The following is a 14,801-nucleotide window of genomic DNA, read 5'->3' as shown; positions in this document are numbered from 1 at the left end:
GCCCCGGCGCATGCTCCTGCTGCGGAGTCCGGCTCTTGTTGTCCGGGTCTAGTTGTCCGGGTCGAGGGCGCTCAGCTCGTCGTCGAAGACCGAGCTGACGTCGAACCGGCAGATGATCAGCTGGGGGTCGGCCTGATCGAACGGGGTGGCCAGCCAGTCCCCCGGATCGGTGGGCTCCGCGGCGGAGACCCAGAGGGTCGAGTCGCCCTCCTCGAGCCCGAACTCCTTGTGCCGCTGGGCGATCTCGTCGGGCTCGTACTCACCGAAGAGAATGCCGACGGCCGCGTTCACCCCGGTGTCCGGTCCGGAGTCGGCGTCGGCGACCCGCCGGGCCTGCAGCAGCAGCCGCTGCGGCTCCACGATGCTGTAATCGCGGCGGATCAGCACGCTGATCGCGGCAGGTTCATCGGAGCCCGCGTACTCGGGCAGCGTGTCACCGGACGGCACCTCGAACGGCGTGACCTCGTCATAGGCGTCGTAAAGCAGCTCGTCATAGGCCTCGGCGGCCGTGGCGAGGTCGTCAAAAGCGGTGTAGACGGCGGGGTCGTCCTCCCCCGTCCGGTTCTCGATCGCCTCAAGGTGGCGGTCCAGCGCGGCTTTGACCGCCTCAGCGGCGGCACGTACCTCGGCAACGGTGGGCTGCACGTCATCAGACATGGTGCAGACGCTATCCGCACCAGGGCGTTGCCCGCACAATAGATGCGATGCCGGAATACGAATTCACAGAGATGTACGTCCCCCGGGGTGTGTCCCGGAAGGACGCGACGCGACTGCTGACCGATCACGCGGAGTACGGCCACTGGGAGTTGGACCGGCTGCGCCTCTACCCCGACGGGAGCCGCCGGGTGCGGCTGCGCCGCCGGATCATCCGTCAGGTCAGAGCAACCTGGTGAGCTGATATCCACCCATAACGTATAAATGGGACCCCGCCGCCGCGGGGTCCCATCGAGCCGTGCGCCGAGCCGCGCGGCGGCCTTCCGGCCACCCTGCGGCTCTCCTGCCGTCAGCGACGGGCGGCGCGGTTACGGCGGTAGAGCATCCCGCCGCCGAGCAGCAGCGCGGCACTGGTCGGCAGCGCCATCCCGATCGAGCCGCCACCGGTGGCGGCCAGCTGAGCGGTCGGGTGGTGCGCGGCCGGAGCGTAGGGCGACGAGGGCCCACCCGGGTTGGAGTGACCGGTGCCGGGGTTGCCCGGGGTGCCGGGGTTACCGGGGGTCCCAGGGTTACCAGGCTGGCCGGGGTTGCCGGGCTTTCCGGGGTTACCCGGAGTGCCAGGGTTACCAGGCGTGCCGGGGTTACCGGGCTGACCCGGGGTGCCGGGGTTGCCGGGCTGGTCCGGGTTGCCCGGAGTCCCCGGGTGCCCCGGATTCCCCGGGTGACCGGGCTGGCCCGGATGTCCAGGCTGACCGGGGTGGCCCGGGTGGCCCGGAGTACCCGGGTTTCCGGGGTGCCCCGGAGTGCCCGGGTGGCCCGGCTGGCCCGAGCAGTCGTCGCCGTGCGGCGCGTGCCACTCCGTGTTCCCGCAGCCGTTGCCCATCGCGGGGTTGAGCCCGCCGATCACGGTGATGCTGTTGCCGCACGCGTTGACCGGGACGTCGACCGGAACCTGCGCCGAGTTGCCGGAGAGAACGCCGGGCGAGTGCGAGGCACCGCCGTGCGCCACCGCCCCGGAACCGCCTGCTCCGCCCCGTCCTCCATGGCCCGAGACGTTCGCGCAGCTGTTGCCCATCGCCGGGTTCAGCAGCCCGATGACGTTCGCCGTGTTCCCGCACAGGTTCACCGGTACATGCACCGGCACCTGCACGTTGTTGCCCGACCCGACGCCCGGCGAGTCGGACGTGGTGCCGACCGCACCCGAGTCCGCAAACGCGAAGCCGCTGCCGGCAGCGAGAACGCCGCCCGTCGCGACCACGGTGATCAGGCCCTTTTTCGCGACCTGTCGCATAGCCTTCCCTACCTTCGCTCTCAGTGAGGCCCCGGGGTCGCGGCCCCGGGAAGGGAACGGACGGCTGTGAAATCCTTGTCCGATTCCCCCATAAAGACCGAGGGGCCCCGGAGCGCGGAAATAAGCACTCCGGGGCCGGCCCGGTTCAGACCCTCAAGGGGTCGAACATGACGTCACTTGTTGACGCAGCTGTTGCCGAAGGCGGGGTTCAGCAGACCGATCACGGAGACCGTGTTGCCACAGGCGTTGACCGGGACATGGACGGGGATCTGGATCAGGTTGCCCGAGAGCACGCCCGGGGACTGCACGGCAGCACCCTGCGCGCCGGCATCGGCAACGGCCAGGCCCGCACCGGCGAGTACGAGACCACCAGAGACAGCAGCAGCAGCGACGATCTTCTTGATCATGGTTTCCTCCTAGTTCGAAATGCGGTCCCAGCCGCGGACCGCACAAGTCGTAACGACCCCGAAGGAAACGAGCTACGAAACTGCGGGAGCTTTCACCCGTCTCAGTTCGACTGACACAGGTGGTCGAATCATCAGCAATTTTCGATGAAACGGTCCAGCACTCGAACGCCGAACTTCAGCCCGTCCACCGGAACCCTCTCGTCCACACCGTGGAACATGCCCGCGAAGTCCAGCTCCGGCGGAAGCTTCAGCGGCGCGAATCCGAAGCAGCGGATTCCGAGGTCGTCGAAGGACTTCGCGTCCGTCCCGCCCGACAGGCAGTACGGCACCGCCCGCGCGATCGGGTCCTCGGCCTTCAGCGCGGTCTGCATGGCGTCCACCAGCGCACCGTCGAAGTCCGTCTCCAGCGCCTTGTCCGAGTGCACCGACTCGCGCTTCACCCGCGGGCCGAGGATCCGGTCCAGGTCGGTGAGGAACTCCTCCTCGTAACCGGGCAGGAAGCGGCCGTCGACGTGCGCTGTGGCCTGGCCGGGGATCACGTTCACCTTGTAGCCCGCGCCGAGCATCGTCGGGGCGGCGGTGTTGCGCAGCGTGGTGCCGATCATCTTGGCGATGCCGCCGAGCTTCGCCAGCGTCGCGTCCATGTCCTCCGGGTCCAGCTCGGTGCCCAGGGCGTCCGACAGCTCGTCGAGGAAACCGCGCACCGACTTGGTCATCCGCACCGGGAACTTGTGCCGCCCCAGCCGCCCGACGGCCTCGCACAGCTCGGTGATCGCGTTGTCGTTGTTGGTCATGGAGCCGTGCCCGGCCGTGCCGTCGACGGTGAGCCGCATCCAGTGCATGCCCTTCTGCGCCGTCTCCACCAGGTAGAGCCGCAGGTTCTCGTTGACGGTGAAGGAGAAGCCGCCGACCTCGCCGATCGCCTCCGTGACCCCTTCGAAGAGGTCCGGGTGCTTGTTGACGAGGTGCCGAGCGCCGTAGACGCCGCCCGCCTCCTCGTCCGCCAGGAACGCCAGCACGATGTCACGCGGAGGCCTGCGGCCGCTGCGCAGCCGGTCGCGCACCACCGCCAGCGTCATCGCGTCCATGTCCTTCATGTCGACGGCGCCGCGCCCCCACACGCACCCGTCGGCGATCTCGCCGGAGAACGGGTGGTGCGTCCAGTCGTCGGCGTTGGCCGGCACCACGTCGGTGTGCCCGTGGATCAGCAGCGCGGGCCGGGAGGGGTCCTCCCCCGCGATCCGGGCGACGGTGGACGCCCGTCCCTTGTGCGACTCGAAGATCTGCGGTTCGAGACCGACCTCGGCCAGCTTCTCGGCGACGTACTCGGCCGCGGCGCGCTCGCCGGGCCCCGAGTGATCCCCGTAGTTGCTGGTGTCGATCCGGATCAGATCCCGGCACAGGTCGACGACCTCGTCCTCACCGGTGATCTTCCTGTCGCTCCTCGCGCCCGAAATCGACTCGCTCACGCTGTCTCCTCGTCCCTCACGCACTCCCGCGCCCGCATCCGGCGACCGCGGCGGATTCCGCTCCCCATACTCCCCCGCCCGCCCCCCGCACCCAAGAGCCACCCGCCCCACGTCATGATCCCTTCACACCGGCACCCGTGATCGGGCCCCTGGGATCTTTGCTATGGTTTACCTCGTCGCCGCGGCCGAGAGGCCTGCGGTACACCCGGTCCGGGTGGCGGAATGGCAGACGCGCTAGCTTGAGGTGCTAGTGCCCTTTATCGGGCGTGGGGGTTCAAGTCCCCCCTCGGACACCACGTTTTTGATCATGTTGCGGGTCAGGACTCTTCCTGGCCCGTTTTTTTCGTCCGCGCGGCCGGACGCACCCTGCGCAGTACAGCGACGGGGCTGCGGGTATTCGGCCGAGCCTCGGGCCCTGGCCGAATACTCTCTGTCGTCAGCCGGTGATCCAGCAGTACGCTCTGTCATTTGCCGAGGTGGCTCACCTGTAGGTGAGCCGGTAACGGGGGGTTCTGGATGGTTGACGGGGAGCGGGCCTGGCGGCTCGAAGTACTGGCAGGCGGCGACACCTTGCGGCAGGAACGCCTCACGCGGGCGCTGCATGACGAGCTCGCGAAGGCCGACGGGGCAGCCGTCGGATTCCTGGAGGCCGGGCCGGCCACCGGTGACGGCCATAAGGGTGGGGTCGCCGGCGACGTGGCGTTGTGGGGCTCTATCGCCGCTGCCGCCCGACCCGCGTCCCAGGTCCTCATCGCCTTGGTCACGGAATGGTGTGCCAAGGAGCGCAACCGGAAGGTCGAGATGACCTACCGGGGCAACTCCGTCACGATCAGCGGGCGTCCGGACGAGATGCAGGAGCAGATGATCCGCGACTTCCTGGGGACAGTCCGCGAGGACGAAGGGAACAACGGGGAGAACGAGGCGGAGTGACCCGCCTCGTCCGCCGCAAGGCGCTACTGATCGGCAACGAGAACTACCACGACAGCCGGTTCGGACGGCTCCCGTCCACCCGGGCCGACACCTGGCAACTGCGCCAGGTTCTGGAGCACCGCACCATCGGTGCGTTCGCGTCCGTGAAGACGGAGACCGACCTCACCGCGGACGCCATGCGCTCCGCGATCAGTGAGTTCCTCGAAAGCTGCGAGTCCGACGAATTGGCCCTGCTCTACGTCTCGGGGCACGGCACCCGGCTCGTGCAGGCCCGCGGCGAGTTCTACTTCGTCGCCTCGGACACCGACTTCGACGCGGTTGCCGCGACCGGGGTGAGCGCCGGGTTCGTCAACGAGCAACTCGAAGGGTGCTGGGCCCCGCAGAAGATCGCCCTGATCGACTGCTGCCGGAGCGGTGGCTTCGCCATGGGTCTGCGCACAGTCGACGGACCCGCTCCTCCCTCCGCCAAATCCGGTGAGGCCGCGCCCCTGACCAGTCGGGGCGTGTACGTGCTCTCCTCGTCACGGGCGGGCGAGGACTCGTTCAGCGGTGCCGAGAGCGACGCCGGCGTCGAGCCCTCCGTGTTCACGGCGGAAGTCGTCGAAGCACTGCGTACCGGCAAGGTCGGCAAGGACGGGACCGGCGAGGTGTCGGTGGACGACCTGTTCCACTATGTGAACGGGCGGATGCGGGCCAAGGGCTCGCAGCAGATACCCGTCAAGTCCGCGCACGGTGTCGACGACCGCATGATCCTGGCCTCCTGCCCGCTGGGAAGCGCACCGTTGCTGGTGCCGCTGACGCGGCGGCCGCCCGCCGAGCCCGGCACGCCAGCGGCGCCAACCCGCACCGCCGGTACCTGGCCGACATGGGACAGCCTCCTGAGCTACTACCGGGAGTGTGTCCTGGCGGACACGACGGAGACCCCGCTCATGCCGGTCCGGGACGAGGGAACCTCGTACGTCTGCCTGACCGGAACCGAGCGGTTCCTCTCCGGCGATCTGGACGACGACGACTGCACCGCCGTGCCCCCCGAGGCGGCCGCGCTGGTCGACGCGGCGGCCGAGCAGGACGCGGAACTCTGGGCGGGCTACCCGGCAGTGGTCCTCAACGGCCTGCGTGACGGGCGGACCTGGCGGACGCCGAAATTCGCTCCGCTCCTGGTACGCCGCGTCGAGGCGGTCCAGGAGGCCGGCGAGGTCCGCCTCAAGCCGTACGGACCCGTGCTGCCGCACCCCAGGCTGGCTCGCGACTGGCTGGGGGTGGAGCAGGCGGCCGACCTTGTCGACACCTACCAGCAGACCTGGCACGCCGGGCAGCACGATCGGATGGCGGTCGAAGTACGCCAGTTGCTGAGCCAGGAGTACGAACTGCCCTGTGTCCAGGAGCCCCGGCCGGACCAGCTCGCCGACTGGATCGACATCCGTACCCCGGGCAATGGTGCCCGCAATGCCGCGGTCCTCTTGCTGGTGCCCCGCGACAGCAAGATCACTAAGAAGCTCCTCGCGGATTTCGAGAACATCTCCCGGAAGAGCGCGCAGATCAGGGCGACGGCGCTCGCCGCACTCTCCCCCCACCCCGCAGAACGCGCGGGACCGGCCGGGTCTCCCGCCGAACGGGACCCCGGTTCCGTACGGCTCGTAACACCGCTGCCGTCCAACGAGGCCCAGTCCGCAGTGCTGCGTTCGGCCATGACGCGCCGCCTCACGGTGGCCACCGGGCCGCCCGGCACCGGCAAGAGCCAGCTGGTGGCCAATCTCGTCGCCACCGCTGTGGCGGCCGGCCAGAGCGTGCTGGTGGCCTCCACCAACAACCAGGCCGTTGACGAGGTGTGGCGCCGCTGCGAGCAGCTGTCGCCGGGGAGCGTCGTGCGCACCGGTCCCGCGGGCGGCGACCCCGACTACGCGGAGGCCGAGGCGACGACGCTACGCCGGCTGATGGTCTCCCCCGCCCCCGCGGTAAACGTCACCACCGCGGGGATGGACGTCGACGTGGCGAACGACCGGCTCGACGCCGTCCGGCAACAGCTCGCCCGCTCGGCGCACACCGAGCGGGTGTTGCGCGGGGCGGGCGAGGACCGCGAGCAGCACGCCGCCAGGCTCCACCTGCCTGTCTCCGCGCTGCTCGGGCTCCTGGCAGCGGTGCGGGACCCGGGAGCCCTGGAGCAGAAGGCGACGCGGAGGGCCACCGCGCGCCTCTTCGGCGAATGGCGTCGCAGAAAGCTGCTGGCCCGTTTCGGCATCGCGGCCTTCGACGGCACCACCATGGACGCCTGCACCGCGCTCGCCGACTTCACCCGTGCCGAGCGGACCTGGCGGGCCGAACGCGAGCGGGCGGCGACCGGGATGGACGACGCCGGCCTCACCGCTGCTCTCGACCTGGCGGAGTCCGCCGTCCGCACCTCATCCGCGGCGTTGCTCGACAGCGCCGTGCAGGGCGCCGGCCGAGCGGGACATCAGCGCATCGCCGGGCTCCTGACCGCCCGTGACGCCGGTGGCAGCGACTGGGCCGCGGTACGAAACGCCCTGCCTGCGGCGCGGGGCTGGGCCGTTACCAGCCTCTCGGCACGGCGGTTCCCGCCGGATCCGGCTCTGTTCGACCTGGTCGTCGTCGACGAGGCCAGCCAGTGCGCGATCCCGCACGTCCTGCCCCTGCTGTTCCGGGCCCGCCGGGCGCTGGTCATCGGCGACCCTATGCAGCTCACCCACATCACCACGATCGACCCCGACGGGGAAGCGGTGATCCGGCGCGCGGCCGGGCTGCACTCCGACTGGCTGGAGAAGCAGCGCCTCGCCCACCGGCGCCACTCCGCCTTCCATGCTGCGGAGCGCGCGGCGGGCGGCAGCCTCCTCCTGGACGAGCACTTCCGCTGCCACCCGGACATCGCCGATGTCTCCAACCGCCTCTTCTACGAAGGCCGGTTGACCGTGCTCACCGACATCCGTGCCCGTCCCGCCCTCGGCCGCCGTGCGGTCATCTGGGCGCCGGTCACTGGCCGTGCCGTACGCCCGCCCTCCGGCAGTTCCTGGGTCAACCACGATGAGATCGACAAGGTGGAGGCCAGCGTCCGGCATCTGCTGGAGCAACTCCCGGACGGGACCGGGGCCACGATCGGGGTGATCACACCTTTCAAGGCCCAGGAGGAGGCCCTGAAGCGGCGACTGCTCCCGTACGGCGACCGGGTGCGCACGGGCACGGTGCACACGTTCCAGGGCGGTGAGCGTGACGTCATGGTCTTCTCCCTGGTCGCGGGAGACGGCATGCACCCGGGGGCGATCAGCTGGGTCGACCGGCAACTGAACCTCTGGAACGTCGCTATCACGAGGGCTCGATCGCACCTCATCGTCGTCGGCGATGTCGAGCTCTGGCAGCGCCGGGGCGGCGTGGGAGCCGCACTGGTGCACGCTGCCAACGCCACAGACAGCGACCTGGGTGCCGCTGAACCGGACGAGCTGCTCAAGCGCCTGTACAAGGCGCAGTCGGGTCGCCCAGGGGCAACGGTGCAACTCGGCATCTCCGTCAACGGCCACCCCGCTGACGCGATCGTACGGACGGACAGTGGCTCCACCGCCGTCCTCCTGGACCGGGGCCCGGACGAAGGCGCTGACGAAGCGCGGCATCTACGGCTGATGCTGCGGCGCCGCGAACTGCTGGACGCCGAACGGGTACCCGCCTGGCAGTTGTACGACGAACAGCCCTCGGGCGGACGTTGACACCGGCGGTCGTGCCACGGGCGTCGGCTCACGAGGCTTCGTCCCCCGTGGCGGAGGTGGCGAGGCGGAGTTGTTCCTCCGCCACGATCTGGCGGGCCAGGGACTGTTCGGAGATGTCGACGGCCTCGGGGGTGGACTCCGCGGTGTCGCTGCGGCGGGCGTAGGCGTCGAAGAGGCGCTTCTTGCCGTCGAGGATTTCGAGCATGCGCTGGTCGATGCTGTCGGCCGTCAGGAGGCGGTGGACCTGTACCCGGCGGATCTGGCCCATCCGGTGGGCCCGGCCGATGGCCTGGGACTCCATGGTGGGTTTGACCTGGGGTTCGCAGAGGATGACGACGGACGCCGCCTGCATGTTCAGACCGACACCGCCCGCCTGGATCTGGCTGAGCAGCACCGCGTGGCCGGGGGTGGCCGTGAAGTCGTCGACGAGTTGCTGGCGTGCGGTGACGGCGACGCTGCCGGTGATGGGACCGAGGGCCGCGTCGCCGAGGGCTTCCCGCACCGTGATCAGGACGTCGCGGAAGAAGGAGAAGACGACGACCTTCGCGTTGTTCTCCGCGGCCTCCCTGACGAGTTCCAGCAGGCGCTGGAGCTTCGCGGACTTCTCGGGGTCGGCGTAGGCGGCCCGTCGCATGGCCATGAAGTTTCCGGCGGTCACGGCCGAGCGGTAGGCGGCGAGGTCGGCGGCGGTGAACTCCTCCCACTCGTCGACCTGGATGAGCTCGGGGAGTTCGGTCAGCACGTCCCGCTGATTGCGCCGGAGATAGGCGGGGGCGACGGCGCGGCGGAACACCTCGGATCCGGCGACGGCGTCGCTGTTGCGGACATGGGGCACGAGATCGGGCTGGAGGTAGTGGACGAGGTTGCGGAACTCCTCGACCCGGTTCTCCATCGGTGTGCCGGTGAGGAACAGGACGTGGTCGGTACGGGCCGTCCAGCGGGCTACGGATCGGGAACGGCGGGCCGCCGGGTTCTTGACGTAGTGCGCTTCGTCGACCACGAGCATGCCGACCGTGGTCTCCTTCGGGACCTCCAGGGTGTTCAGGCCGTCGAACGTGGTGACGGCGACGTCACCGCACCGGAGCCACTCGTCCAGCGCGGCTTCGCGGTAGGGGCCGTGCACCCGGTACGCGTCCAGGGTGCTGCGGGATTCGATCTCCCGCGTCCAGTTGATCAGGACGCTGGCCGGGCAGACCACGAGAAAGTGCGTCTGCCCCTCCGCCTTGAGATGGGCGAGTGCGGCGATGGCCTGAATGGTCTTCCCGAGCCCCATCTCGTCGCCGAGAACCACCCGGCGCTGGGTGAGCGCGAATCGGGCCCCGAAGTCCTGGTAGCCGCGCAGCGAGACCCGGCGGTGGGTGTCGTCCAGCCGCTGGGCCCGCACCCGGCCGGAGATGTCGGTCGGCAGGAAGCCCTCGGCCGCGTCCACGTCCGGCGCCAGCCCGGCGATCTCGGTGAGCAGGCTGTAGTAGTCGGGTGAGCGGACCTGGAAGTCGATCCACGCCTCGTCGGCCGGAACCGGTGGCCGCAGCAGGTCCGTGGAGGCCTGGGCGAGCAGCAGCGGCGTGGCGTCGTCCGTGCACTGGACGAGAAGGGCGTCGATCGCCTGGACCGCGGCCTGTGCCTCCTTGCGGCCCGTCCGTCCGGCGAACAGCATGCGCAACCGCCCCCGGGCCGGCCGGGCGCCGGCCATCAGCGGGTCGAGTTCCCCGTCGATCCGACCGGCCGCCGCGACGGCCCGCGGAGTGTCCGGCCCGGCGTTCACCAGCTGGTTCAATGCCGTTACCAGCGCCGTCGTACGAGGATCGGCGCTCGCGTCGGGATCGATGCGGACGGTGACATGCTCCTCGACCGCCTCGGCGATCTGCCGCGCGGCGGCTATCGCCTGAACCGCGCTCTGCACACCGATCCCGGGGAGCTGCTCGAGCGCGTACCGCCGGGCGTCCAACACCTGCCGGACCGTGGAGTACCCGGCCTGCTCCAGAGCGGTCAGCCGCAGCCGTCCCTCGGTCACGTCCTTGAGCCGGGAGACCGGAATGCCGTCCAGCTCACGACGGACCAGCTCGTCCTTCAACGGAGTCAGGGCGCTCCGGACCGCGCCGCGGACCCGGTCGTGATCGGCGATCACTCCCCTGGCAGCCGCCATGAGGGCGTCAGCCCGCAGAAGCACCTCCCTGGCCCCCTTGCCGGCAGGCACCGCCTTCCGCTCCAACCCCACCCCACCCATGGCGCCCCTCGTGATCCGCCCGCTCCGGTCCCGTCACATGATTCACCGGCTCAGGGCTGTCCGGACGACTTATCCCGCATCACGTTCGCCGGCGTGCGGGGCGGTGGGGTGTTGTCCCCGCCCCCGGCGCGCGGGCTGCCCGCGACGCACGCGGTGAATGCGCCGCGGTCCGCCTGGGTCGGCAAGCTGTGGATTCCGGGCGGCCTGGCGCACGAGGTGGTGGCGTCGGGCAGCACCACGATGAGGTCGCTGTACTTCGAGCGGGGCCAGGGCCCGACCGGATGGACCGGTATCCAGCCCGTCGCGGTGGGCCCGCTGCTCACCCAACTCATCCACCAACTGGCCACCGGTGTGCTGCCCGCCCGCGTGCGCGCCGAGGCCGTCCTCATGGATCTGCTCGAACCGGTGCCCGTCGCCACCCTCGACGTGCCCCTGCCGCGCGACGGACGCGCCCGGGACGTCGCTCAGGCCCTGCTGAAACGACCCGGCCAACCACCGGACGCTCGCCGAGTGGGGCCGCACCGTCGGCGTCGGCGCGCGCACCCTGCTCCGGACGTTCGCCGCCGACACCGGCGTCCCCTTCGGGCGCTGGCAGACATCGCTGCGGCTGAGCGCCGCGCTGCACCACCTGGCCGCCGGCGAGCCGGTCAGCCGTGTCGCGTCCCTGGTCGGCTAAGACACCCCCAGTGCGTTCGTCGCCTTCCGCCGCGAGACGGGCCTCACCCCGGGCGCCTACTTCCGCACACCGCCGCGCGGCGAGTGAATGAGTCGGACGGGCAGGCCGGGTTACCAGGCGGCCGGGGCGTAGTCCTTGAGGAAGCAGCCGTAGAGGTCTTCGCCGAGTTCGCCGCGGACGATGGGGTCGTAGACGCGGGCGGCGCCGTCGACCAGGTCGAGGGGGGCGTGGAAGCCCTCTTCGGCCAGGCGCATCTTGTCGGGGTGGGGGCGCTCGTCGGTGATCCAGCCGGTGTCGACGGCCGTCATGAGGATGCCGTCCGTCTCGAGCATCTCCTGGGCGCTGGTGCGGGTGAGCATGTTCAGGGCGGCCTTGGCCATGTTGGTGTGCGGGTGGCCCGGGCCCTTGTAGCCGCGGCTGAACTGGCCTTCCATCGCCGAGACGTTGACGACGTACTTGCGGCGCGCGGTGGCCGCGGCCATCGCCGGGCGCAGCCGGCTGACGAGGACGAACGGCGCGGTGACGTTGCAGAGCTGGACCTCGAGGAGCTCGAGCGGGTCGACCTCCTCGACGCGCTGGATCCAGGTGTTGGTGGCGTCCAGGTCCGGTACGAGGCCGCCGGCGTCGATGGCGGTGCCGGCTTCGATTCGGGCCGGGGACGCGGAGCCGGTGGTCAGGGCCAGGGCGGTGATCGACTCGGGTGTCAGGGCGTCGTGGCCGGACGACGACGGGCCGGGCAGCGCGATCTGCGCGCCGCTGCCGAAGTGGCCCAGGACGGTGCGCGAGGGCAGCTCGCCTGCCGGCAGCGGGGCGAGTTCCGCGGCGACGAGCTCCGCGTAGGCGCGGGGGCTGCGGCGGACGGTCTGCGCGGCGTTGTTGATCAGGATGTCGAGCGGGCCCTCGGCGGCGACCTCGTCGGCGAGCGCGATCACCTGCGCGGGGTCGCGCAGGTCGATGCCGACGATCTTCAGCCGGTGCAGCCACTCCGGGCTGTCGGGCATCGCCTTGAAGCGGCGGATCGCGTCGTTCGGGAAGCGGGTGGTGATGGTGGTGTGCGCGCCGTCGCGCAGCAGGCGCAGCGCGATGTACATGCCGATCTTCGCACGGCCGCCGGTGAGCAGGGCGCGGCGTCCCGTGAGGTCCGTGCGCGCGTCGCGGCGGCTGCGGTTCTCCTTCGCGCAGGGCGGGCAGAGCTGGTGGTAGAACGCGTCGACCTCGACGTAGCGGGTCTTGCAGACGTAGCAGGAGCGGGGGCGCTCCAGGATGCCGGCGATCTCCTGCGTCACGGACGTCGTGAGCATGTTGCCCAGCGTCTCGTCGTCGATGCGGTCGGCCGCGCCGGTGGCCGTGGCCTCGGTGACGGCCTTGTCGTTCGCCGTCTTCGAGGCGCGGCGCTCCTGGCGGCGGCGCTGCTTCACCGTGCGGTAGATGCCGGCGGTGGCGCGCCGGACGGCGATGGCGTCGGGGTGGTCGACGTCCAGCTCGTCGAGCTCCGCGAGGACGCTCAGGCAGAGCTCCAGGCGCGCCGGGTCGATGCCCGTCGAATCATCGCGCCGGGTTTCCGTCTGCTCACTCGCTGTCATGCCGTTACTGCCTTCTGGATTGTCTGTTCCGCCCCGAGTCCACCCGAGTCAGGCGGAACTCTACGTACGCACGTGTAGCACCACCAAACTCGAGGCCGTCGGCGGCCCCTGGATCTACCGTCGGTGTCCGGACCGGCACTTACCGTTGCCACGCAGGTGCATGGCCCCCGCGTCCGGCCCCGCGTGCGGCCCGCCTCCGGCCACGTCCGGCCCTTGAGACGGGAGCCCCGGAGGCGGGAGATAGTCTCGGGACGTTCGTTCTCTCCCTGGAGGCCAGTTGAGCGCCAGCAGCCCGCTCACCGTCCCTGACGACTCTCCGTTCGGCGTACACAACCTGCCGTACGGCGTCTTCACCACCGCCGACCGGCCGGAACAGCGCCGGATCGGTGTCGCCATCGGTGACCACGTTCTCGATGCGGGCGCGGCGGCCCGCGCGGTCGGTGCGCTCGCCGAACCCGGATTCGCCGCGCTCGACGCCCCCTCGCTGAACCCGCTGCTGGCCGCCGGCCGGCCGGTCTGGACCGCGGTGCGCGCCGCGGTCACCCGGTGGCTGACGGACGAGGCCCTTCGTGCGGCCGTCGAGCCGTGCCTGGTGCCGCGCGCCGATGTCACCCTCCACCTGCCGTTCGAGGTGGCCGACTACGTCGACTTCTACGCGTCCGAGCACCACGCCACGAACCTCGGCCGGATCTTCCGGCCGGGCTCCGAGCCGCTGACGCCCAACTGGAAGCACCTGCCGATCGGCTACCACGGCCGCTCCGGCACGATCGTCGTCTCCGGCACGCCGATCACCCGCCCGTCCGGGCAGCGCAAGGCCCCGGCCGACCCGGTTCCGGACTTCGGCCCGTCCCGCCGCCTGGACATCGAGGCGGAGCTGGGCTTCGTCGTCGGCACGCCGACCGAGCTGGGCAGCCCGGTCGCGCTCGCCGACGCCGCCGAGCACGTCTTCGGCGTCTGCCTCGTCAACGACTGGTCCGCCCGTGACCTCCAGGCGTGGGAGTACGTGCCGCTGGGCCCGTTCCTCGGCAAGTCCTTCGCCACGTCGGTGTCGCCGTGGATCGTCCCGCTGGACGCCCTCGCGCAGGCCCGCACCACCCCGCCGGAGCGCGACGTCGAGCCGCTCCCGTACCTCGACGACCGGGACGCCGCGGCCGAGCCGTCCGGCTTCGACATCGCCTTCGAGGTCCGGCTCAACGGCCATGTCGTCTCGCGCCCGCCGTTCGCCGCCATGTACTGGACGTACGCGCAGATGCTCGCGCACATGACGGCCAACGGCGCGTCCCTGCGGACCGGCGACCTCTTCGCCTCCGGCACCATCAGCGGTCCCGAGCGCGAGACACGCGGCGCGCTCATCGAGCTGACGTGGAACGGCCAGGAGCCGCTCAAACTGGCGGACGGCAGCGAGCGCACGTTCCTCGACGACGGCGACGAGGTCGTCATCACCGCGACCGCGCCGGGCCCGAACGGAACCCGCATCGGCTTCGGCGAGGTGGCGGGACACATCGTGCCCCGCCCCACCGCCTGACGGTCACGGCCTGACGGTCTCCGCCTGACGGACTCCGCCTGACAGTCACGGCCGCTGGGCCGTCCGACCGCACACAAGCGCCCGCTGGACGTCGTTCCTACGATGTCCAGCGGGCGCTTTCCGCTGCTGGGCGTGTGCCGTCTGCGCCGCGTGGTCCTTGAGCGGGCCCTGCCTAGGTCTGCCGGTGCTGTCCGGCTCGTTCACCGCGGTGCTGTCCGGCTCGTTCAGACGGTGGTGTCCGGCTCGTTCAGACGGTGGTGGCGGTGCTGGTGGCGAGGGTGTCGTCGAGCCAGTCGTAGATGCGGGCGAGGGACAGGCGCATGGCGCCG

General features: G+C 70.7%; 11 protein-coding genes and 1 tRNA gene. 5 read left to right on the top strand and 7 right to left on the bottom strand.

The window, feature by feature from the left end:
* Positions 1-48 precede the first annotated feature (48 nt).
* A complete protein-coding gene (locus C6N31_RS37520) occupies positions 49-657 on the bottom strand; it encodes a hypothetical protein (RefSeq protein ID WP_138353263.1) in 609 nt (202 codons plus the stop codon).
* A 47-nt stretch (positions 658-704) separates the two neighbouring features.
* Here C6N31_RS37520 and C6N31_RS37515 point away from each other — a divergent pair, with 47 nt between their 5' ends.
* Positions 705-893, top strand: a complete 189-nt coding sequence (locus C6N31_RS37515) for a DUF5703 family protein (RefSeq protein ID WP_138353264.1) — start codon at positions 705-707, stop codon at positions 891-893.
* A gap of 110 nt (positions 894-1,003) precedes the next feature.
* On the opposite strand, the gene C6N31_RS37510 is transcribed toward C6N31_RS37515, so the two are convergent.
* From C6N31_RS37510 to C6N31_RS37500, 3 genes are all read right to left on the bottom strand, one after another.
* Complete coding sequence (locus C6N31_RS37510) at positions 1,004-1,945, bottom strand: chaplin family protein (RefSeq protein ID WP_138353265.1); 942 nt, start codon at positions 1,943-1,945, stop codon at positions 1,004-1,006.
* A 173-nt stretch (positions 1,946-2,118) separates the two neighbouring features.
* Complete coding sequence (locus C6N31_RS37505; RefSeq protein ID WP_138353266.1) at positions 2,119-2,352, bottom strand: chaplin; 234 nt, start codon at positions 2,350-2,352, stop codon at positions 2,119-2,121.
* 131 nt (positions 2,353-2,483) lie between these two features.
* Complete coding sequence (locus tag C6N31_RS37500; RefSeq protein WP_381587868.1) at positions 2,484-3,821, bottom strand: M20/M25/M40 family metallo-hydrolase; 1,338 nt, start codon at positions 3,819-3,821, stop codon at positions 2,484-2,486.
* Positions 3,822-4,029: 208 nt separating this feature from the next.
* On the opposite strand from C6N31_RS37500, the gene C6N31_RS37495 reads away from it, so the two are divergent.
* From C6N31_RS37495 to C6N31_RS45335, 3 genes are all read left to right on the top strand, one after another.
* Positions 4,030-4,117 (top strand) — tRNA-Leu (locus C6N31_RS37495).
* 220 nt (positions 4,118-4,337) lie between these two features.
* The gene (locus C6N31_RS37490) at positions 4,338-4,751 is read left to right on the top strand and encodes a hypothetical protein (protein WP_138353267.1); all 414 of its coding nucleotides are present in this window, start codon (positions 4,338-4,340) and stop codon (positions 4,749-4,751) included.
* The gene (locus C6N31_RS45335) at positions 4,748-8,461 is read left to right on the top strand and encodes a caspase, EACC1-associated type (RefSeq protein ID WP_138353268.1); all 3,714 of its coding nucleotides are present in this window, start codon (positions 4,748-4,750) and stop codon (positions 8,459-8,461) included. The genes C6N31_RS37490 and C6N31_RS45335 overlap by 4 nt, the downstream gene beginning before the upstream one ends.
* A gap of 28 nt (positions 8,462-8,489) precedes the next feature.
* Here C6N31_RS45335 and C6N31_RS37480 read toward each other — a convergent pair whose 3' ends face one another.
* The 3 genes from C6N31_RS37480 to C6N31_RS37465 form a co-directional block, all read right to left on the bottom strand.
* Positions 8,490-10,688, bottom strand: a complete 2,199-nt coding sequence (locus C6N31_RS37480) for a DEAD/DEAH box helicase (RefSeq protein WP_198359252.1) — start codon at positions 10,686-10,688, stop codon at positions 8,490-8,492.
* A 50-nt stretch (positions 10,689-10,738) separates the two neighbouring features.
* On the bottom strand, positions 10,739-11,011 hold the full coding sequence (locus tag C6N31_RS37475; RefSeq protein WP_198359257.1) for a hypothetical protein: 273 nt from the start codon (positions 11,009-11,011) through the stop codon (positions 10,739-10,741).
* Between the two features lie 463 nt (positions 11,012-11,474).
* The gene (locus C6N31_RS37465; protein WP_138353270.1) at positions 11,475-12,947 is read right to left on the bottom strand and encodes an SDR family NAD(P)-dependent oxidoreductase; all 1,473 of its coding nucleotides are present in this window, start codon (positions 12,945-12,947) and stop codon (positions 11,475-11,477) included.
* Positions 12,948-13,224: 277 nt separating this feature from the next.
* Here C6N31_RS37465 and fahA point away from each other — a divergent pair, with 277 nt between their 5' ends.
* Positions 13,225-14,472 (top strand): fumarylacetoacetase, encoded by a 1,248-nt coding sequence (fahA, locus tag C6N31_RS37460; RefSeq protein WP_138353271.1) that lies wholly within the window; start codon positions 13,225-13,227, stop codon positions 14,470-14,472.
* Positions 14,473-14,801: the final 329 nt, after the last annotated feature.

It is taken from the genome of Streptomyces fildesensis (assembly GCF_016107395.1).
Taxonomy (GTDB): Bacteria; Actinomycetota; Actinomycetes; order Streptomycetales; family Streptomycetaceae; genus Actinacidiphila; species Actinacidiphila fildesensis.
The sequence above is the reverse complement of the archived record's forward strand: the minus strand, read 5'-3'. Positions and strand labels throughout refer to the sequence as shown.

Excerpts from the sequence above, each read along its gene's own strand:
- C6N31_RS37520 (WP_138353263.1), bottom strand. The coding sequence starts at position 657 with ATGTCTGATGACGTGCAGCCCACCGTTGCCGAGGTACGTGCCGCCGCT.
- C6N31_RS37515 (WP_138353264.1), top strand. The coding sequence starts at position 705 with ATGCCGGAATACGAATTCACAGAGATGTACGTCCCCCGGGGTGTGTCC.
- C6N31_RS37510 (WP_138353265.1), bottom strand. The coding sequence starts at position 1,945 with ATGCGACAGGTCGCGAAAAAGGGCCTGATCACCGTGGTCGCGACGGGC.
- C6N31_RS37505 (WP_138353266.1), bottom strand. The coding sequence starts at position 2,352 with ATGATCAAGAAGATCGTCGCTGCTGCTGCTGTCTCTGGTGGTCTCGTA.
- C6N31_RS37490 (WP_138353267.1), top strand. The coding sequence starts at position 4,338 with ATGGTTGACGGGGAGCGGGCCTGGCGGCTCGAAGTACTGGCAGGCGGC.
- C6N31_RS37480 (WP_198359252.1), bottom strand. The coding sequence starts at position 10,688 with ATGGGTGGGGTGGGGTTGGAGCGGAAGGCGGTGCCTGCCGGCAAGGGG.
- C6N31_RS37465 (WP_138353270.1), bottom strand. The coding sequence starts at position 12,947 with ATGACAGCGAGTGAGCAGACGGAAACCCGGCGCGATGATTCGACGGGC.